18 protein-coding genes and 1 pseudogene are annotated in these 20,681 nt (G+C 41.0%); 7 read left to right on the top strand and 12 right to left on the bottom strand.

Features of this window, described 5'->3' with window-relative positions:
* The 4 genes from EO92_RS13215 to amrS form a co-directional block, all read right to left on the bottom strand.
* Positions 1-880 (bottom strand): ABC transporter permease (locus EO92_RS13215; protein ID WP_048172266.1); only part of this gene is annotated, 880 nt, incomplete at its 3' end.
* 91 nt (positions 881-971) lie between these two features.
* Positions 972-2,546 (bottom strand): ABC transporter substrate-binding protein, encoded by a 1,575-nt coding sequence (locus EO92_RS13220; protein ID WP_048172269.1) that lies wholly within the window; start codon positions 2,544-2,546, stop codon positions 972-974.
* Between the two features lie 712 nt (positions 2,547-3,258).
* Positions 3,259-3,444: a hypothetical protein gene (locus tag EO92_RS13225; RefSeq protein ID WP_048131752.1), complete on the bottom strand. Its 186-nt coding sequence runs from the start codon at positions 3,442-3,444 to the stop codon at positions 3,259-3,261.
* A gap of 163 nt (positions 3,445-3,607) precedes the next feature.
* Positions 3,608-4,711 (bottom strand): AmmeMemoRadiSam system radical SAM enzyme, encoded by a 1,104-nt coding sequence (gene amrS / locus EO92_RS13230; protein ID WP_048172271.1) that lies wholly within the window; start codon positions 4,709-4,711, stop codon positions 3,608-3,610.
* A 215-nt stretch (positions 4,712-4,926) separates the two neighbouring features.
* On the opposite strand from amrS, the gene EO92_RS13235 reads away from it, so the two are divergent.
* Positions 4,927-5,289, top strand: a complete 363-nt coding sequence (locus EO92_RS13235; protein ID WP_048172273.1) for an MTH938/NDUFAF3 family protein — start codon at positions 4,927-4,929, stop codon at positions 5,287-5,289.
* Positions 5,290-5,375: 86 nt separating this feature from the next.
* On the opposite strand, the gene EO92_RS13240 is transcribed toward EO92_RS13235, so the two are convergent.
* Complete coding sequence (locus EO92_RS13240) at positions 5,376-6,458, bottom strand: DUF362 domain-containing protein (RefSeq protein WP_048172275.1); 1,083 nt, start codon at positions 6,456-6,458, stop codon at positions 5,376-5,378.
* A gap of 475 nt (positions 6,459-6,933) precedes the next feature.
* On the opposite strand from EO92_RS13240, the gene EO92_RS13245 reads away from it, so the two are divergent.
* From EO92_RS13245 to EO92_RS18990, 3 genes and pseudogenes are all read left to right on the top strand, one after another.
* Positions 6,934-7,341: an N-6 DNA methylase gene (locus tag EO92_RS13245; RefSeq protein ID WP_255350350.1), complete on the top strand. Its 408-nt coding sequence runs from the start codon at positions 6,934-6,936 to the stop codon at positions 7,339-7,341.
* Positions 7,342-7,535: 194 nt separating this feature from the next.
* Positions 7,536-7,781 carry a tetratricopeptide repeat protein gene (locus tag EO92_RS13250; protein ID WP_048172279.1) on the top strand — a complete coding sequence of 82 codons (246 nt, stop codon included), beginning with the start codon at positions 7,536-7,538 and terminating at the stop codon, positions 7,779-7,781.
* Between the two features lie 858 nt (positions 7,782-8,639).
* Positions 8,640-8,951 (top strand): annotated as a pseudogene (locus EO92_RS18990) (hypothetical protein); the annotation flags it as partial.
* An 18-nt stretch (positions 8,952-8,969) separates the two neighbouring features.
* On the opposite strand, the gene EO92_RS18995 reads toward EO92_RS18990, so the two are convergent.
* Positions 8,970-9,017 carry a hypothetical protein gene (locus EO92_RS18995; protein ID WP_369793155.1) on the bottom strand — a complete coding sequence of 16 codons (48 nt, stop codon included), beginning with the start codon at positions 9,015-9,017 and terminating at the stop codon, positions 8,970-8,972.
* Between the two features lie 72 nt (positions 9,018-9,089).
* On the opposite strand from EO92_RS18995, the gene EO92_RS13255 reads away from it, so the two are divergent.
* Positions 9,090-11,969: a tetratricopeptide repeat protein gene (locus EO92_RS13255; protein ID WP_369793156.1), complete on the top strand. Its 2,880-nt coding sequence runs from the start codon at positions 9,090-9,092 to the stop codon at positions 11,967-11,969.
* A gap of 626 nt (positions 11,970-12,595) precedes the next feature.
* Here EO92_RS13255 and EO92_RS13260 read toward each other — a convergent pair.
* From EO92_RS13260 to EO92_RS13285, 6 genes are all read right to left on the bottom strand, one after another.
* Positions 12,596-15,004: a tetratricopeptide repeat protein gene (locus EO92_RS13260; RefSeq protein ID WP_048172284.1), complete on the bottom strand. Its 2,409-nt coding sequence runs from the start codon at positions 15,002-15,004 to the stop codon at positions 12,596-12,598.
* A 137-nt stretch (positions 15,005-15,141) separates the two neighbouring features.
* On the bottom strand, positions 15,142-15,861 hold the full coding sequence (locus EO92_RS13265) for a carboxylesterase (protein ID WP_048172286.1): 720 nt from the start codon (positions 15,859-15,861) through the stop codon (positions 15,142-15,144).
* Between the two features lie 128 nt (positions 15,862-15,989).
* Positions 15,990-16,196, bottom strand: coding sequence for a CatA-like O-acetyltransferase (locus tag EO92_RS18640; RefSeq protein WP_369793158.1), 207 nt, complete (start codon positions 16,194-16,196; stop codon positions 15,990-15,992).
* Positions 16,197-16,352: 156 nt separating this feature from the next.
* Complete coding sequence (locus tag EO92_RS13275; protein ID WP_048172288.1) at positions 16,353-16,781, bottom strand: hypothetical protein; 429 nt, start codon at positions 16,779-16,781, stop codon at positions 16,353-16,355.
* A gap of 138 nt (positions 16,782-16,919) precedes the next feature.
* Complete coding sequence (locus EO92_RS13280; RefSeq protein WP_048172290.1) at positions 16,920-17,531, bottom strand: GNAT family N-acetyltransferase; 612 nt, start codon at positions 17,529-17,531, stop codon at positions 16,920-16,922.
* A gap of 224 nt (positions 17,532-17,755) precedes the next feature.
* The gene (locus EO92_RS13285) at positions 17,756-18,718 is read right to left on the bottom strand and encodes an alpha/beta fold hydrolase (RefSeq protein WP_048172293.1); all 963 of its coding nucleotides are present in this window, start codon (positions 18,716-18,718) and stop codon (positions 17,756-17,758) included.
* A 263-nt stretch (positions 18,719-18,981) separates the two neighbouring features.
* Between EO92_RS13285 and EO92_RS13290 the strand changes: the two genes are divergently transcribed.
* On the top strand, positions 18,982-19,590 hold the full coding sequence (locus EO92_RS13290; protein ID WP_048172296.1) for a pentapeptide repeat-containing protein: 609 nt from the start codon (positions 18,982-18,984) through the stop codon (positions 19,588-19,590).
* 675 nt (positions 19,591-20,265) lie between these two features.
* A complete protein-coding gene (locus EO92_RS13300) occupies positions 20,266-20,574 on the top strand; it encodes a hypothetical protein (RefSeq protein ID WP_156165833.1) in 309 nt (102 codons plus the stop codon).
* Positions 20,575-20,681 lie beyond the last annotated feature (107 nt).

Raw genomic sequence — 20,681 nt, forward strand, 5'->3', positions numbered from 1 at the left:
GGCTGGAGAAGGAAAAAAGCACTGCAATAAAAAGGACACAGCCCTGGACCATGGAAAAATCCATCGCAAAGATCGAGTCAACAAGAAGTTTTCCAATACCGGGCCAGGAAAAGATGGTTTCTACAACCACGGCTCCTCCAAGAAGGTAGCCAAACTGCATTCCTGCAAATGTGGCAACCGGAAGAAAAGCGTTTTTCAGGGCATGCCGGAAAAGGATGGTACGTTCGTCAAAACCTCTGGCGCGGGCAGCCACAATATATTCCTGCCCCAGTACTTCCAGAAGGCTTGCGCGGGTAAGCCTTGCAGTAACCGCAGACATAGATGTGCCAAGGGTAAGGGCAGGAAGAACAATGTGTTTCAGGCTTCCGTAACCGTAACTGGGGAGCATGTTGAGGGTCAGGGCAAAAAGCCAGATCAGAAGAAGTCCAAGCCAGAAATTCGGGATAGAAACGCCTACCAGAGAAACAAACATGCAGCTTTTGTCAAGCAGGGTGTTTTTCCTGAGTGCGCTCAGGATCCCTGCAGGCAGGGCGATTAAAAGGGAAATCAGCAGGCTGGCAATTGCAAGTTCTGCAGTTGCAGGCAGTTTCTGGCGGATTTCGGTTAGGACATCTTCTGAGGTCACGAGAGATTTCCCAAGGTCCAGACGGAGCAGGTGGCCAAGCCATATGAGGTACTGCACATGCACAGGAGCATCAAGCCCTTCCGTTTCCCTCAGGGTTTCAACCTGGCTGGCGCTCAGGTCTTCCCCATACCTTGCCAGGGCTATAACCTCTGCAGGGTCGCCGGGAGCAAGGTACATCGCAGAAAAAGCTACAAGCGTGACTCCCGCTATTACGACGGAAACCATTGCGAGGCGCTTTGCTATGTACTTCCACATGGGTATCTTCCGGGCTTTAATCTTTACTTCTTTTCCAGTTTCACTTCTTTTCCAGTTTCACTTCTTTTCCAGTTTCACTTCTTTTCCAGTTTCACTTCCTTTCCAGGTAGACTCCTGAAAGGTTCAGCCAGGGGTCTTCAGAGCTTATGGTATAGCCTTTTACCGAAGGGCCGGTTGCAACGACCTTTTCCTCATGCACAAGGTAAAAAGCCGGAACTTCTTCTATCACAAAGTCCTGCAGGGAATGGTAGAGTTCTTCCTGCTTCTGTGTATCAATAGTCATATCGGCTGCATCGACGAGCTTGTCATAGGTCTCATTTTGGTAATGAGAATAAGGGCTTCCGGAACGGTGCACGAAGAAGTGCTTCGGGTAGGGCCCCCAGACGAAATAGCCGCTTCTGAGTATCATACCAAAGTCCCCTGTGCTTTCGAGTTTGCTTATGGCTCCTTCGTCAAGCACCTTGATTTCGACATCCATTCCAACTTCTCGAAGGGTCCCCTGCACAACCTGAGCCATAGGGTTATGCCTGGTTGCCCAGACTCCCTTACTCACTATAAGGGACATATGGAGGGGTTTTCCATCTTTTTCTGCAATCCCGTCCCCATTAGAATCTTTCCATCCGGCTTCCTCAAGGAGAGCCCTCGCCTTATCGAGGTCCTGCGTATATGTCTTAAGGTCAGGGTCGGAGTACATCATTACAGGAGAATAGGGCCTTCCGCCTGCCGGCTCCCCGATGCCTTCAAGCACTTCGTTTACGAGAGTTTCAGTATCGACTGCATAAGCAACACTCTGGCGTATTCTCGTGTCATTGAAGGGGGATTTGTCGCAGTTGAACTGCAGGAAGTCCGTGAAGGTCGTAAGTTTCCTGTGGACCTGGATGCCCTCTTCGGCTTCGAGCCTTTTTACATCGTACTCCGGGACCTTAATGACCATGTCCACCTCGCCGGTCTCAAGGGCAATAACCCTGGTAGCCGCCTCCGGGATTACCTTGAAAGTAACTTCATCAAGCAGCGGCTTTTCTCCCCAGTAGGCTTCATTTCTTGTGAGCACTATTTCCTGGTCCTTTGCCTGCGTTTCAAACTTAAACGGCCCGGTACCTACTGGTTTGACAAAATTCCCTTCGGCGTCAAGACAACCCGGTCCCATTACAGGCCAGGCTACATGGGTCAGGTAGAAAGGTAGAGGCATTGGTTTTTTCAGGACGAATTTGACAGTGTGAGTATCGAGAGCTTCCACGCTCTGAACAGGTTTTAAGACTGCCTGCCTTACATAGGACTGGTTGGAATAAGAGAAAACAACCGAATCCGCATCAAAGGGAGTCCTGTCATGGAAAGTCACATTTTCGCGCAGGTGGAAGATCCAGGTCTTTCCGTCATCAGGGGTTTCCCAGGATTCCGCAAGCCCGGGGATAACGTTCAGGTCTGAATCAAGCCTCACAAGGGTTTCATAGACCTGAGACCAGACAAAACGTGCATCACCCGCTGCAAACATGTCAAGGTACCAGTTGTTGACATCCGTACCTATACCCACGACAAGCTCCTGGGAGTTTTCTCCGGAACCTGCGCCTTTTGCAGTCCCGTCTTTTTCTTCACCTATGCAGGCACTTGCTCCGATTACGGCAAACAGCATACAAATGATCAATATGAACTTGAAATTTCGATTCATAGATAATCCTCAATTTTTGATGGGAGAAAACTTAACGAATGAACTTTTGATAGAATATAGATCGATGAGCGGACAGTTTAGTTGAAGATAGTTAAAATGGGGGACAGTTAGATGGAGAGGTTTTAACGTACAGATTATCTGGAACCTGTTGTCAGCGCCTCAATTTTAAAGGACTTAATGCAGGAGATCAAAATCCGGATAATTTCAAGCCCTTAAAAGAACTCCCGATGCATTTACCCCTAAAATTATTATTTTGCGAATATATTGTAATATTTAATAAGATAAAAGATTTTTCTTATAGCAAGACAAGTAAACGCCGTTAACTGAAGGTGTTACTCTCAGGAAATCATGCGTTCGAAGAGAATTGAACCGGCAGTAAAACAAAAAACCTGAAAATAATCTGAAAAATAACCTGAAAATAATCTGAAAAATAACCTGAAAATAATCTGAAAAATGACCTGATAAATAACCTGAAAAATAACCTGAAAATAAGAACTGAAAAATAACCTGAAAAATGACCTGATAAATGATCTGAAAAATGACCTGAAAATAAAGAACCGAATGCTGAAAATCAAATTCTGGCTTTAATATGCCACAATTACCTGAGTTAGAAGGCAATTGAGGCTTTTACGGCAAGCTGAAAATGGATGAGAAAGAATAAAAGAGTAAAAGAATAACTCTTCCGAATTTTTGATAGAAAGAAAAAAGAGTTTTAGAAGGCTGCATCAACGTAATCAACCGGCCTTTTGAAAACAGCTGTGATCATGCCATTTTCATCGATCTCGTTTGAAAACTTGATCAGTTCCCAGCCTTCAACCCCAAAGTGGTTAAGGTCTTCTTTTGTCTTTGACCACTCACTGAACCTAATCTCTTTAACATCGTATTCCCAGATGGTCACTCACATTCACCTCCAGTAAAATTGGGTAATATTATATCATATATTAACTGGAGGAATCTTCTATATGTATCTTTTTAAAAAATAGATTTGAGGATAAATCAACTAAACTTGATCTTAAAAGGATACTCTTAGTTCACCTGTTTTCTATATTCGAATATGGTCCCTATTTTCTACATTCTGAATATGGTTCCTTTTCTACATTCTGAATATGGTCCCTATTTTCTACATTCTGAATATGGTTCCTGTTTCCGGCATACTCACCCACAATAGGGATCTTCTCCCCACATTTCGGGCAGGCCTTCTCTGAGGTGAGGTTGTATTCCTGTACCTCAAAAAACCCCCTTGTAATCAGCAAGGTCCCGCATTCGGGACAGTAAGTATTCTCATGGGGGTGTCCGGGTACATTGCCCACATATACAAAACGCATCCCTTCCTCAAGTGCAATCGAGCGTGCCCTATCCAACGTTTCCACTGGCGTTGGAGGCAGGTCCTTCATCTCGTAGTAAGGGTGGAAGCGGTTGAAGTGAAGAGGGGTATCCCTCCCTAGATTTTCGTAAACCCAGCGGGAAAGTTCCCTGATTTCTTCAGGAGAATCGTTGTGGGTGGGGATGACCAGGTTTACGACCTCCACATGGATTCCGAGTTTCTTTGCAAGCAGGGTGGCTTCGAGGACAGGAGCCAGTTTTGCACTGGCAACGCCATGGTAGAACTCTTCGGAAAAAGCCTTTATGTCCACGCTGAAGGCATCCAGGTAAGGGGCGATCTGCTCAAGGGCTTCGGGGGTAATGTATCCGTTTGTCACATAGCTTGTCCCGAGTCCCGCCTCCTTTGCAAGTTTTGCCCCGTCGTAAGTATACTCATACCAGACGGTGGGCTCGTTATAGGTCCAGGAGACTGACTGGCACCCTGCCATTTTAGCCTGGTTAATAAGCTGGGAGGGGCTGAGCGTCCCCAGGTCAGCATCTTCCGGAGAAGCCCGGGAAAGCGTCCAGTTCTGGCAGTGCCTGCACCTGAAGTTGCAGCCTATGGTCCCGACGGAATAGGCGACGGAGCCGGGGTAATAGTGATAAAGAGGCTTTTGTTCGATGTGTGCAACTGACTCGCTTGCAACTGCTCCGTAAACCAGGGAAAAGAGCGTTCCCTCACAGTTTTCCCTTACTCCGCAGATCCCCCGCTTTCCGGGGTTGATTTTGCAGCGGTGGGCACAGAGGCTGCAGCGGACTTTGTTTTCGGCAAGCTTTTCGTAAAACATGGCTTCTTGAATCATTATACGGAACCCCCTGTTCCAGACTATGGGATTATGAAAATGGGTGTAACAAAATGGATGTAACAATATTGTGTCCTGTTTGTGCTGTGCAATTGTTTCCTGCAGGGTAATAAGCCTGTGGTCTCATACACAATATTACCTGCCGTCTTCTCTTCCTGCAGAGGCCCTTGTTTCGGTGTCCGGAGCAGATCTTTTTGTTTTGAAAGAGGATTATCATGAAACCAGAGATAAATTCCACAAGGTTCGGTTCGATTACGGTCAAAAGAAAGACCTTCGGGCCCGACATCCTAATTCGCCTGGACGGACAGGTCGAAAAGCGCAGGAAAAAGCTCTCGAAAAAACTCTACGGGACATCCCATAAAATCTCGCTTGCCGAAGCGAAATACATTTACGAAAAGGGGGCAGAGAAGCTCATCATGGGGACTGGACAGACCGGCTATGTAGAGCTTTCGAAAAAAGCAAAGAAATATTTCAGAAAAAAAGACTGCAAGGTCAAACCCCTTCCAACCCCGAAAGCAATCAAACTCTGGAACAAAGACAAAGGCAGGGTAATTGCAATGTTTCATGTGACCTGCTGAACCACGTGACCTGCTAAGTTAATCTCCCTCAAAAGCACAAAAAATTAAACAAATAATGAGAAAGAGTTACTCAAACATCATTTAACTCAAATCTCAACAAGCTCGTAATCCCTGCTTCCAAATCCTATTTTTTCAGCATATTCAAGCTGGTGGGTGCCGTCTACTTTAGGCCAGGCCCCCTTGAACTTGTCAGCTCCAGCTTCGTGGTTGCAGTGAAGAGCAGAGCCCACAAGCCCTTTCTGCCTGTTCACAAGGTCGTAGCTTGCCTGGTCCAGGGCCACGGGATCGGTTGATGCAAGGATTCCAATGTCAGGCACGATTGGGGCGTCGCTCCAGGGCACACAGTCGCAGTCCGGGGTGATTTTGAGCAGGAAATTGATATAGCCTACCCTGCCCTCTTTTCCTTTTACGGCGCCGTATGCGTATTCGGTCAGGCACTCCAGGAATTCGGGGATGTCCTGTTCCCAGTTAAGGTCGATAGCGCTTTCGGGGCAGACTTCCATGCATTGCCCGCAGCTGATACAGACGACGGGGTCGATCCTGGAGACTTCACCTTCAAGGGATGCAGCTCCCACAGGGCAGATTTCCACGCATTTCCCGCAGGCGATGCACTTTGCTTCAACAACGTGGGGGCTTGTGGGGTAGTGCTGGTCCTTTTTGCCTGCTGCAGGCGCACAGCCCATTGCCAGATTCTTGATCGCACCCCCGAACCCTGCTACGATGTGCCCCTTGAAGTGGGACATCACGATCATGGAGTCGGCTGCAACGATGTCGGACCCGATTTTCACGGTCTTGAAGTGCTTCTGCCTTATCTCGACCTCTGCGACGTTCTGGCTCCTTAGCCCATCCGAGATTATGAGAGGAGCCCGGATGACCGAATAATCAAAACCGTGCTCAATGGCTGTCGTCAGGTGGTCGACTGCATTATGCCGGCTCCCGGAATAAAGGGTATTTGTGTCCGTAACAAAAGGTTTTGCCCCGGCTGCCCGGATCTTTTCAACCACCTGCCGGACAAAGACCGGGTTGATATACCCGTCGTTTCCGTATTCCCCAAAATGGATCTTGATTGCTGTCAGGTCGTCTACCCCTAAAAGTTCTACAAAACCTGCAGCATCAAAAAGCCTCTGTATCTTACTTATTTTGTTATCCCGGGGGTTTTGTGCCCTCAGGTCTGCAAAATAGACTTTGCTTGCCGTTTAAATCCCTCCGTATGAAAAAGAATTTGAATTAACATCCCTTTGTCCGTAAATGTATAATTAAGAAAGGGGTTTTACTTTTAGGCATTGCGCTGTCAGGAGAAATAGAAAGGGATGCTCTTTGGCTTAACTTTCCATAGTGGGGGAGGAGATTTTTATTCAGGTTTTTCAAGCTAAAAACATTTTTATTATATTTCAATGTCTATTTTTCAAGCTTTTCTGCCACAACATAAATTTGACTTTTGAAAAAGGTAATTTCCCAAAATTTATTAAAGATCACTTATAACTGATTAAATAGGTGGTTATTTTGGATTATCGCCCCCTCGACCTGCAAATCTCGAAAGGACCTGAAAATTCCCCCATCATTACCATGCTGCAATTTTTGAAGATGGAGTACTTGCAGCAACCCACGAATTTGAACTGAGGCGAGACCTGCTAGCTTGAAGGAATTCTCTCAATGCCGTCAGGCGTCTTCAAGCCCTACGCCGGAGTCTCAACGGCGGTGCTCATTTTCACAAAAGGCGGGAGCACGGAAAAGGTCTGGTTCTACGACATGGAAGCCGAAGGGTATTCCCTGAACGACAAGCGCACGCCCACATACAGGAAAGGAGATATTCCGGATATCATTGAGCGGTTCAGGAAGCGGAGAGAAGAAAACCCGAGCAACCGGAAGGAGAAATGCTTCTACGTGCCTGCGGTGGAGATAAAGACGAACAATTATGACCTGTCCATTTCCCGGTACAAAGAGATCGAGTATGAAGAGGTCAGGTATGAGAAGCCGGAAGTGATCATTGAGAAGATAGAGGAGATCGAAGGGCGGATACTGGAGCATGTTGGAGAGTTGAAGGGGATGTGATATTATGAATTAACCCGTTTTTAAACTGTTTTTTAAGCCTAAACATCTATTTCCAATTCAACATTTGCTTTGAACGCTTTTTTCAGAATGCTTATAGCTATTTTAGATAAGGAAAAGAATTTCCATTGATTAATATCTATGCAAAATATAAATTATGCAATATCATAAGAAGAAGGTGCGGATTTGAAGGTCCAATGAGCAGAGCAGATTGGTATTTGGAAAAGGCCTGTGAATTTTATAAGAATAAAAAATTCGAAGACGCCATAAAGTTCTTTTCGAAGGCAGCGGAAGGTATAGGGGAAGAGAATGTAAAAGTAAAAGCTCTTTGCTTCAAAGCCATCTCTCTTTATGAACTTGGAATACAGTGCGCGAAGAAACAAAGTTTTGAGGAAGCAAAACAAAAATTTGACGAAGCTAGGAAAGTTTTTGATCAAATATAGGAGAAATGTTCATTAGAGCCTGATCTTAAAGGTCGATATTATTATAAAAAGGGCATTTTGTTATATCAAATTAAAGATTATGAAGGCGCTAAAAACGCCTTCAATGATGCGATCAGCTCAGGAACAAATAATCACGAAGTTTTATCTAATTCTCATTATTATAGAGCTTTTGTAAAGACGCTTTGTCTCAAAGATGATAAACAACTATCAAGGAAAGCAATAAATGATTTAAATGAGGCTTTCAGTCAAAATCAACAAAGTTAGAAAAATAATAAAGACGGGTATTACCAATTAAATCGTGCCTATAAGAATTATTTAGAAAAAAACCTCCAAGTGAAGAGTGAGGATCAAATAAAAGAGGTTATAGATGATTTTCAAAAAGCTTTGGAGGAGAGTCAAAATCATTCAGAAAATAAAGGAAAAATTCATTTCCAGTTAGGTAAATCATATTATAATTTATATAAATGCAACGGAAATCCTGAAGAAAAATCTGCATATCTCGATATATCTCTGAAACATTTCGAAGAAGCTGTAGATAGTTCTTATTACGATGTAGAAGATTTGAATGAGGTTTTAAATGAGATCAGAAATTCTTTTAATGGTACCTTTGAGAAAGGATTTCTTTTATACCATCTAAAAAGATATAAAGATGCAATTGCAGCCTTTGAAGATGCCAAAACTGAAGCAGATACTAAATGGGTTATAAAATCATTTGATTCATATAATAAATTTTCTCATAATATCACTGAAAGTAGATTAGACGAAGAAGATGCTGAAAATCTTTATTATAAAGGCCTCTCTTTTTATGAATTTAAAGATTATAATAAATCAGATGATGAATTTCAAAAATTAATCGAAATGTTTGAAAACAAAGATTTAAAGATAACAAAAATTGTTGCCAGCTCATGGTACTTTAAAGGGATTATATATAAGGAACTTCATCAAAATGAATCTAATAAGCAGAAATCAACAGAATTTTTAGGAAAATCACTGGAAAAATATGACTATTGTATCAAAAAATATAACAATTTTGACCAATATTACGAAAAGGCCCTTGTTCTGGATGAGCTCCAAAGATACGAGGAAGCTATTGAATCTCTTGATGAATTCCTTAAAAGCAAGCCTCAAGATGCAAAAGCATGGCTCAAAAAAGGAACTATTCTTTTCAAACTTGCAAAACATGAAGATTCAAACAGTATTTGTGGAAAAACGATAACTAAAGAAGAATCTAAAAATGCTTGTGAAAAGAAGATTACAAAATGTAAAGAAGCAAAGAGCGCTCTGGAAAAATCAATAAAATACTTTGGGATATTAACCGAATGGAGTCCAAATAATCCAGATCACTGGTATAATAAAGGTGTTACTCATTCTAATCTAGCTGAAGTTTTAAAAAAGCTCAAAAAACATCAGGATAGTAATGTGGAATATGCAAAAGCCATAGAAGCTTTTGATAAAGCTACAACTTTAAATTCAGAATTCTTCCTCGCATGGAATAATAAGGGCAATGTATTTTTGAAACTCAAGAAATACAATAAAGCTATTGAAGCTTTTGAAAGAGCATATGAGAAAAATCCAAACTATCATCTTGCACTGCATAACAAAGGTGTTGCATTGCATTCATTTGGGCAGTACAGTGAAGCAGAAGAGATTTATGAGGACGTTTTAAATAAAAATCCAAATTTTTATAGATCTTGGAACAACAAGGGACTCGCTCTTTACAAACTTGAAATATATGATGAGGCTATAGAAGCTTTTGATAAAGCAATCGAAGTAAACCCGACTTTTGCTGATGCCTGGAGCAACAAGGGATTCATCCTTTACAAGCTTGATATGAAATCGGAGGCTAAAAATTCCTTTGAAAAAGCATTTGAAATAGAGCCAAAAAATGCGAGTGCCTCCAACAATTTAGGAGTTGTTTTTTCCTGGTATGGGGAATTAGACAGAGCAAAAAAACTTTTTGAACACACAATTCAAGAAGACTCTGACAATGTTTTAGGACATGCTAACTTAGCGGAACTTTTCTTGAGCAGTGGAAGTGTCGAAAAAGCTTCCACGGAAGTGAAGGAAGCACTTGATCTTATAAAAGGCAGCACCGACGAAGACATAAGTTTAGCTTATGTTCATTGCTTAGATGGTCGAATAAAGATAGAAGGTCAATCAAAGGGCGAAAATGGAAAATATGGCGAAGCAGTAGAATCATTTGAAAAAGCAACTTCCTATGATGTTGAAGATCCGACGTTAATCCTCTGGTCGGTATACGGAAAATATCTCTGCCAAAAATTTGGAACTAATGAAGAAGATAAAAACGGAGACGAATCTAATAAGGATCAAAGTGATGAAAAAGAAGAATCTTCGGAGGAATCAAAAGCAAATTCTGGAAATACTTCATCAGAAACCGGTGAACAAAATCCCAACGAACATTTTCTTTCGATTATATCTGATCTAGAAAGAGTACTGCATTTTTGTAACAGACCTGCAATAAAAAGAAATTCATTATCAGAATCAATTCATCGAAATGCATCGATGCGAAAATACTTATCCATATGCTCAATATTCATTATTTTGTTGACAATATTCTTAATTTTGGAAGTGGGACTTTTTGACTTGATTAACGGATTTTTAGAATGGATATGGGGTCTTATTCAAAACTTAATGTTGATCAAAATTTTGTTCTTATTAATACTTTTTTTGTTAATCTCAGTATTCTTATTGATCTCAGTATTCTTATTGATAGAATTAGTTGTCAAAGACTTCGAAAAAGCAGACTTGAATGTCTTGAAAAAAGAAATTCCTTTATTATTTTACTCACTGGCAATGAAAATATTCCACTTTGAATCGATATTCGAAAGGATTAGATCAGCTCTAAAATCTATGGTTTCAAACACGATAGATGTCGGACCCGAGTCAAGAGATCCTAAAAAATCGGCTACTTCTACTGATTCTGAATTAAAATCTGTGATAAAAATAAATACACAACTTGCTAAATTCAACGACCACAAAGATATCAAGGCATATGCCCTGTATCTCCTGGGCTATTTTTACTACAAACTTCAGGACTACAACACTGCTAAAGAAAAACTTCAAGAATGTATAAAATTGAGGTCAGGCACAAAAACCGAAAAGGCTGCCAAAAATTTACTCACGAATATCTGGAAGCATGAAATAAAGCCACCTTTTTGGACTTACTGGTTTAATTCTCCCGTGAAAACCTGGAAGCGAAGGTCTTTCGGCATTTTAATTTCGCTCGGTATTTTATTGTTATTGTTTGTACATCCGGAAAATTCGGTACCTGCAACTCTGGATGAATACCCCTGGAATATAACTGATGGTGAGCAAAACGCTGGTGGAACAAAACCCATAATTTCTCTAACCAATAATAGCTCTTTAAATATTATAGGTCCTGTCCGGCTGAACATTTATTCGTCCACAATTTTGTATGACTCAAATATCAATAACTCTTCAAATAATACAGTTTTCCTGACCAATAACACCACTTCAAATATTTTAAGCTCTGTTGAGATGAACATTCATTATTCAAATATATCTTATGACAGAAGTATCAAAAAACTTTCAGATGGATCCTTCCTAATTAATAACAGCACCTCGAATATTTTAGGTCCTATCCGGATTAGCATTTATTCGTCCACTATTTTGTGTCACTTAAATATCAATACGTCTTCAAATACTACAGATTCCCCGGCCAACAATACCACCCTGAATATTGTAGTCCCCATCCAGATGGACATTTATCCATCCAAAAGTTCACCTTACCTAGATAGCAATAACTCTTCAAATGCTACAACCTTCTCGATCAACAATACAACCTTGAATATTTTGGGTTATACCCAGATAAACATTCATTCCTCGAAAATATTTTATCCTTTAAATGATACATCCTCCCCTACCAACAATACCACTTTGAATCTTTTAGTCCCCACCAAAGTGAACATCTACCCGCACATACCAGTAGACAATTTTTTTGCCGGAATTTTACTTTTAATTCTCATCCTGATTTTGATATATCCCAGCATTAGAATTAGAGATGATATTAAAGTAATATTAGGTAGAGAAGTTGGCGGTTCAACTATAAGCTTAGAAACAGGTATTGAGGCTCCACCGAAATTCAATTTTGAGCTCTCGCCGTCTCTTATGCAGGATGTAATCAAAAAACTGGATGAAAAACTATAAGGTGCGTTCGGGAAGATGATAGAGTGCACGCAATGCACCAGCACAATCAAAAAATAATAAATAAGACTTGAAACTCGGCTTTTCAGTCCGCTTGAGCTGGCAAAGTGAACGAAACAGCTTTAGTGTTCCCGAAGCGAAACTCTGACTGGAAAAGCTGGACGCCAAAGGCGTCCAGTGAGAGCCCTGGGACCAATTAAACGATCATATAAACATGCTCCCATTTTTCCATAAACATCACAACCAGAGGATGCACTAACTTTTTTTACTTACGCGGGCAATTCGGTTGTTCTGTGAAAGTTCACTTCGCAGCAAGGACTGTATAAAATATCAAAAATAAAATTTGAAAAAAAGCATCCACCTTACGGCTTGCCCGTAAATTTCCGAGATTTTTTGATGTTTACTTCCATTTCCCTGCATTTCTCTTTTTCAAGCCGTTTCAGCCCGATTTCGGATTTTTTCTACTGGAATACGAGTTCCTCAGTTAACCTGTGATAACTGGCAAGCCGTTCCTCAGGAATAAGCCCGTCCTTTACTGCCTGTAGGACAGCGCAGCCCGGCTCTTTTCAGAGGCTGATTAAAAAATAGGATGGGGCAGCGAGTGCCCGCAGATTTCTATGGTTTCGACATCAGATGTCTTCAAGTGGGGAAACCCATTCCGGGTCTTCTTCAGCCATTTTTGCGTCGATCTCTTCAGCTTTTTTACGGTATTCTTTTGCAGTTTCGGAATCCCCCAGTTCTTCAAGGAGATTTGCGTAGTTGCTGAAAAGCATAATATTTCTTTTCAGGGGCTCAAGGTCTTCAGGGTCGGATTTTGCCAGGCTTTCGTTAAGGGCAAGGGCTTTTTCAAAGCACTCTTTTCCTTTTTCCTGCTGATCCGTAACCGAATATCCGATCCCGATATTATTCAGAGCTCCAAGCATATGATGGAGGTGCAGGGGGTTTTCAGGGTCTTTTTCAGACAGGATTTTGAGGCTTCTGTATGCATATTCATATTCCGGGATTGTTTCTTCCAGTTTATCGGCATCCCTGTATATGTCCCCGATTTGTTCGGAAAAACTGGCAAGCATCTCCTGAAGCTTCAGGTTCATCGGGTAGGCTTCATATAATTTTTCAATGGTTCTGAGGGCAAGTTCATAGTATTTTCTGGCAATGCTTGAGTCTTTATTTTCGGACTCCAGTTTTTCAAGGAGGGTCATTCCTAAAAAGAATGCCTTACTTGATGTAAGGATTATGAGTTCCGGGTCCTCAAACTGTTCGGCAATTATCTGGTCAAATCTTTCAAGGGCCTGCCTGTGGTAGTCGCTGGCTTTTTCCTCGTCTCCAATTTCGGAATGCAGAACTCCAAGTTCAAAGTATGTAGTTTCCATATCCAGGTCATGTTCATGTTCATGTTCATGTTCATGTTCATGTTCATGTTCATGTTCATGTTCCATATCATGGCCCATATGGCAGCTTTCCGGAGGCATCAGTTCAAGGAGCTGTTTCTGGACTTCCAGGATCCTTTCATACTCCCGGATTGCTTTTCCGAATTCTCGACTGTTTTTGAACAGTAGTCCCAGACCGGTCAGGGTTTCGAGAAGCCCCTCATGGAAAAACTCGTTCTCAGGATCAGATTCGAAGGCTTCTTCAAATACGGGGAGAGCCCTTTCGTGGTAATGCATTGCAATTTCAGGCTCCTCTTCTGCATAGAGATTCCCGATCTGGTTCCAGGTATCAGCCTTATTAGCTTCTAACATGAGCTTATCGGCGTCCGTGGGGTGAAGGGTTTCGTATATTTCGATTTCCTTCTCATAATAAGCTCTTGCCTTTTCAATCTCGTCATCTTCAGCAAAGATGTCTCCAAGTTCCCTGTATACATCGGAAAGCTTCAGGGAGTATTCAGGGTTTTCAGGTTCTTTTTGCAGCAGGTTTTCATAGACCTGCAGTTCGTCCTTATAGCAGGTTTCTGCATTTTCAAGGTCTCCGATCTCCGAAAACAGCTCTGCAAGTTCATCTAAAGCCCTGGCAAGGTTTTCATCGTCTCCCAGCAGGTCCGGGTATTTATCCATCAGCCCCCGGAAAGTTTCCCTTGCTTTCGTATAGTAGTCCCTGGCTTTTGTGGCATCTTCCGTATCTGAAAATATTAAACCTGTGTCTTTGTACATATCTGCAAGGGCCATAGAAAACGGAATGTTTTTGGAAACTGGAATATTTTCAGAAATTTCAATGATTTCAGGCTCCTCTTCTATCTCACTTTCCAGCAGGCACAATGCTTCTTTATAGCATTCCTCTGCCTTTTCGAGATTTTCCAGGTCCGAATACAAAGCGGCAAGGTAACGGTATGCGTAGCTCAGGTAAACTTTGGTTTCGGAATTTTCAGGGTCTTTATCGAGGACTTTTCCGCAAATCTCTATTGCCCGGTCATAAACGTGCTTTGCCTCTTCTAAATATCCCTCTTCATCGCAGATCCTTCCAAAGTTCATAAGCGAATCATCAAGGCTGCTGAGGTGTTCGGACATTTCCGTTTCACTTTTGAGCAATTTCTCAATGACATCATATCTTTTATCAAAAAGTGGGACTGAGTCTTCGATTAATTCTCCGGCTTCAAAACAGAGCCCTATGTGTTCGAGCGTTCGCAGGAATTCTTCCAGGTACCCTGGATTTTCGGGATCTGATTTCAATAATTTCTCAAAGCCCTGGACCGCTTTTTCAAATATCCCTTTCATCGGATAGATGTATTCTTTTGCTTTTTCGGGATCTTCGAACTTCGAAAGTATATCTCCAATACTTCCAATCGTGTCTCCTATAAAGGACTGGTAATCTTCTTTTTCCGGTTCTTTTGAAAAGAACTCCCAGCTAATTTCCAGCGCCTTTTCGAAAAGTGTAAGCGATTCTTCCAGTTCGTCAATTTTGTATTTTGCAAAACCTTTAAAAAACAGGAGATGGTATGAAATCTCAGGGTCTTTTACCTCTTCTGCGATCTTTTCGACCTCATCAAGGTTTTCAAAGGCTTTTTTATATCGCTCTTTATCGATTTCGTCGGATGCTTTCTTCAATAAGCGAAAAGCAGAATCTTGTAGTTTCCTTGACATAGAAATAGCATAGGTTTTTTCATATAATAATTGTAGGTCCGGAAGTCTTGTCTGCTTCTACTATCTCCCTAATGGAAGATTTGCTCCTTTTCTACGTTACTTTACAGCAGATTTTCATTTGCCCATATATCAAACATCTGCAATTGTTCTTCCGTATGGAAGTAATGCTCTCCATTCTCGAGAACTTTAACTGTTGCTTGATATCTTGCTGCAAATGCTGAAATTTCTTCCCATTCAGATAGATTATCGTCCGAACCGTACAAAATGGCAGTAGGTGCTTTCCATTCAAAACAAACAGGGTTTTCTCTCACATAGGAATAATAGTTCCATTCCAATGTCTGTCCAATCGGCAACCGGATTTCATGCTCTGCTTTTAGTCTCTCTTCACTTACCTGGAAACCTTCCATCATATTGCGTATAATGCGTTCCATATTGACAACAGGCGAGAGAAACAAGCTTTGCTTTATGTCAAAGTCATGATAGGCAAGCAGACTGAAATAGGCCCCCATGCTACATGCAAACAAGTGAATGTCAGGTGCAAGCGACTTTGCATATTCATAAACAGCCGTCAAATCACTTACACAATTTTCGGGAATACAGGCATATTCCTCATCTACACGCTCCCCGTGCATGGGCAGGTCAAAGCTTAACGCCCGGTAACCTTTTGCAACGGCCTTTTGTGCCATCATGGAGATTACGGTGTCCTCTTTATTAGAACAGTTGCCGTGAACTTCAATCAACAGCTTTTCACTCTGCTTTCCCCACAGGATAGCAGGAATACGAGTTTTATTATTTGAGATATAAAAATGTCTTTTCTCCATTTTCTCATTATCTCCTATGAGCAAAACCGGCTGGCGATACGCTGATCATACAGATATCTGAATACATAACTTCAAGAAAAGTAAAGATTAGATTAATGAACTACTGGTCTTTCCATTATGCTTATAATCTACACTTCATCCAGGTATCTCTGCAGCTTATCCGCAAGTTTGCCAATATGAATACCGTCAACAAATGCATGATGAACCTGGACTGCAAAAGGCATCATTAATTTGCCATCCCTTTCATGATATTTTCCCCAATCAAATATGGGTTGTGCTTTTTCCCTATTTCCGAAATCCGTGTGCGAAATATGCGTAAATGTTATCCAAGGCAGGGCAGAGAATTGATAAACATCGTTTTCTACAGGGCCTGTAAAAGGTTCTTTTTGATTTTTTTGCCTTTACACTTGCCAGTTGTACAAATTTTTCTTTATAATGGACCCACTCCAAAAGTAATGCGGTTAATTAAAGTTTTGGGATAAGCTTATTCGTTAATTATACAGTTTTCCATCCTGCAGTGTTTCCGAGAAAAAAAGACCCTGAATTAAGTTCCCAAAAAGTCGACATGAATCATTCACACCAACATACTGCTTGCCATTCTTAAAAATGGTATCATTGTTTGCTCCGATTTCTATTTTGGAACCATCTCTCTGATAAAATGTGCATGTCGTATCTGCAGGTCCGCCATTAGCTTCTCCAAATCGAAAACTTAATACTTTTACAACATTGACAGCTTTCTCAAGATCTTCATCGCCAGTAAGATTAATGGTTTCGTTTCCCTGCACAATTTGCACAGATACGATATTCGTTTTTTCCAGTTCTTGAGCGACAGGCAAACCATGTGCAAGATAAAAATATACCAATAAAATAATAGTTGTAATAACAAATGATATTATAAAATTTGCAACCTTTTTGATCATTTGATTTTAACTCCACACTATTTAGCAAAGAGTTTTCTCTACTTTTTTGCCGCTGGGCCTGCTCCGGGCCTGCTCCGGGCCTGCTCCGGGCCTGCCATAAGTTTCTCAAAAAATTAATTCATACTGTTTCTTCTTTATTTATAGTTTTAATTGAGTGTCCGTAACATGCTTCTCTTTGTAGGGAAATTGCTTTTCAAAATCCTCCAGCTCTTCATTTTCTATTTTAAAAACCTCGTCCTCATAGAATTTTCCTGAAATGCCCCTCAAGCTACCGTCGTAGAGTTCTAATGCCATAAATGGATCTAAATTATCGCCCCAGGATGTCCGGATATTATATTCTTTAGCATTGACAAAACCAAAACGATGATAATAGTCGGGATTTCCAAAAATAATAATACCCTTGTATCCCAGCTGCCTCGCCTTTTCGATAGAATGATTCATTAATAAAGAACCGATCCCCTGCTTTTGATATGATGGCAATACTGTTAATGGGCCCATACATAAAACTTCGAATTCTTTATTTTCCTCATTCAGGACCTTAGCTCTTGAATAGATAATATTGCCGACGATCGTATCCTTATCACATGCAACAAAATCCAATTCTTTTACAAAAGCAGGTACTTTTCTTATTTTATGCAGTACAAGATGTTCGTCACATCCGGGTTTGTATAAATCCCAGAATGCTTCTCTTGTCATGAATTCTACACTTTTGAAGTCCTTTTCTTCTTCTAATCTGATAGAAATGTCCATTGACGTTTTCTCCTCCCTTCCAAAATAAGTCCGTCTCTGCAATGACTGAAAATATAAATTACTCCACTTTGACATCAAAATTAAAATCTTTTTCTATATTTGTTTGCATCTGGCTTTTTGAGATAATCCTATAGTGCAACTTAAGAAGATCCTCCCATATCTCAGCCTGTCAATCCCCAACAGCCTCTGGAAATAGGTTAGTTAAATGTTCAATTCCACACGGTTTAATAGGTGGATTCATTTAGAAATTCTTTCACAAGCACCCTCGTCTCGTTCATTTGAGATAACATTCCATGCCCTCCGGTATCATATAATACCAGTTGCGACTGGTTTATCTTACTGTGAGCATTTTCCGCATGTTTGTAACTTACCAGCGCATCATCTTTAGCGTGGATAATTAATGTTGGTGCACGAAGATTATCTGTAGGTACGGTATAAAATTCAATCATTTTTTCATCGTTTACAGTGCCTTTATACCTTTGAGACATTGGATGCATTATATCAAGCATTTCCTGTGCCAATTCTTTCTGTTCCGGATTAAATGCTTCGTACACCTGTGTTGGAATTCCCATCAGGTCCAGAATTGCAGGTTGAAAAAATCTTGTGAGGAGCCAGTATGCATAATCAGATTGCTGGATAGTGTGAATAATACCAACATAAAAAGGATCCTGGTCGCCTGGTGCCGGGCCCATACTTACAGCGGAAATCAATATCAACGCTGAGCATCTGTCAGGATAGTCGTTTGCAAACTGAGTGGCTGACGGACCTCCGGCTGATACGCCAACAACAGTTATTTTATCTATGTTTAAATTGTCCAGAAGAACTTTATACGCAGCGGCTTGCGCTTCAATTGAAGCATTATCCGGAATGGATGATCGAAGATAGCCATATCGTGAAACCGAGATGAATTTATACTCATCCCCGAAAAATACTTTGCCCAACCAGAGTCCCTGATCATAGCCGCCTCCTGCACCATGTAGCAATAAGACAGGCGTCCCTTCTCCCTCTACAGCATACTCAATATCCCCAAATTCTGTTTTCAAAATAGTACTGTTCGCAAGCAATTGCTTTTGTGCTTCCGTCATCGTCTCGTGGTAATTCGGATAAGTTAGAGCAATTAGCAAAACAGTTGAACAAATTAAACATGCCAGTATAATTAGTAAAATATTCCTGCTAAGTCCAGGCATGTTTGTAACCCCCAATCTTCTCAATTATGAATACTGTTCAGCAATTTATTTCTCAACAACATTCTAACCATTTAATTGAAAATTCCCGATATAATATCCCATAACTCGCACTCTTATTAATCATTCCGACTTTCTATACAAAACTCAAAAATGTAAGTTTTGATTGAAAATTTTCGTACGACATTATCTGGTTGGCATGACACTGGTGAGTAAGTCCTACATATTATAATCATTTGGAAACATCAATATCCAGAGATGGAAGCATGTTGGAAAGCAGAATTATAGCCGCACAATCTGATGACAATTATATCGAAAATATATCCTTTGAAGGCGAGATGCTTTCGGATGTCGATATCGCAAGGATTGAATTTGAATCGGTACAGTTTATACAATGCCAGTTCAGCAAATGTAATTTCTCAAAAACCAGCTTTTACAATTCGGTGTTTGATAACTGCAATTTTGCTAATTGCATTTTTACGGAAAGCTACTGGAAAGGCTCCAAAATATTAACGTGCAAGGGCGATGGCAGTAACTTCAGCAAGAGCAACATGAAAGAAACCTCTTTGGCGGACGGTTCCTTTCGATATGCAGATTTTTCAAGTTCCGTATTGGAGAACTGCACCATTCGTGACTGCAATTTTACGGAAGCTTTCTTATCCGAGATTCGGTTAAAAAAGCCCACGTTGAAAGCGGTTAATTTCACTGGAGCGGATTTCTTTAAAGCCTTACTCAACGGCATCGACTTATCGGATTGTATCATTGATGGGATCACAGTATCCGATACACGCAATGAACTCAGAGGGGCTATAGTCAATGCCGGGCAAGCAATAGAACTTTCTGCGCGGGTTCTGGGAATCAAAATTGTGTACTGATAAAATGAGAAAAGAAATATAATCCATCTTCCGGAGGAAGCACAGAAGAAGCACAAAAGGAGACAGCTTGAAAGAACTATTCATCCTTTGCCTTCCATGTTCAATTATTTGCTTAAAGACTTCTGGCAGGCCCGCAAACCTCCCTTAGAAAGTACCTGGAATAAGAACCTTCAGAGATGGGCTATATCTGCAGGCATAAACCCTTACGGTCTTTCTGTAAAGTCAAGTAGAAAAACATTGGAGTCCTGGTTAATTGCTTCCGGGGTTGTTGAGTCAACTGTATGTTTACGGCAGGGTCATGATTCATTAACCAGTATGAGACATTATCAGGGCCTGGCTTTCTCAGATGATGAATTAAGGGATATTAAATAGCAATTAATAGCGTGGGGCTTTTCTTTATAACATTATAAAGAGACAGAATGATTCATAATTTACAGAAGCTTCTGTGTACTATCGGTTTTTTCCTGAAACTTCTGAATCAGAGAGTATGAGATCTAATTTCATATTTTTTTTGGAAAGAAAGTTCCGTGATTTCGATTGAGTTCATGCGATACGCCGGAACTGCAAAAATGTAAAGACTGCAAAAATATAAAAAATGAGATTTGGGAGAATTTCCAGCCAGACAGTTACCCCCGCTTCAAACTCTTTTTATATTAAAGTGATAAATTTAGAATGATGAGTAATCCAGCTGCTTTCTCAATAATTGTAATTTTAGCCATCACATTTGTAGCTTTTTTCATTATCTCCTACCGGCTGGGAAAAAAAGTAAATAAGACCGGAAAATACACAAAAAACTACGGAAAAGAGGACGGAAAGGAGAATGGAAAAGAGAATGCAATGGGGTCTGGACTTGCCCTTGGCATGTCATTGGGTTTGATAATAGGCATTATGACGGATAATATAGCCCTGGGAGTTGCTCTTGGACCTGCCCTGGGGATGGCCCTGGGAGCTGTATTAGGAGAAAACGATGAGATGAAACGTTAGACGGACCACTGAGTCCTAAAAAAGGTTGCAGTCGAAAAGTTTCAGTCGAATGAATCGGATTCAAGTAAAAAACTTCTCAAACCAGACTCACACCGAATCAGAAACTT

This window comes from Methanosarcina sp. 2.H.A.1B.4 (genome assembly GCF_000979385.1).
GTDB lineage: Archaea > Halobacteriota > Methanosarcinia > Methanosarcinales > Methanosarcinaceae > Methanosarcina.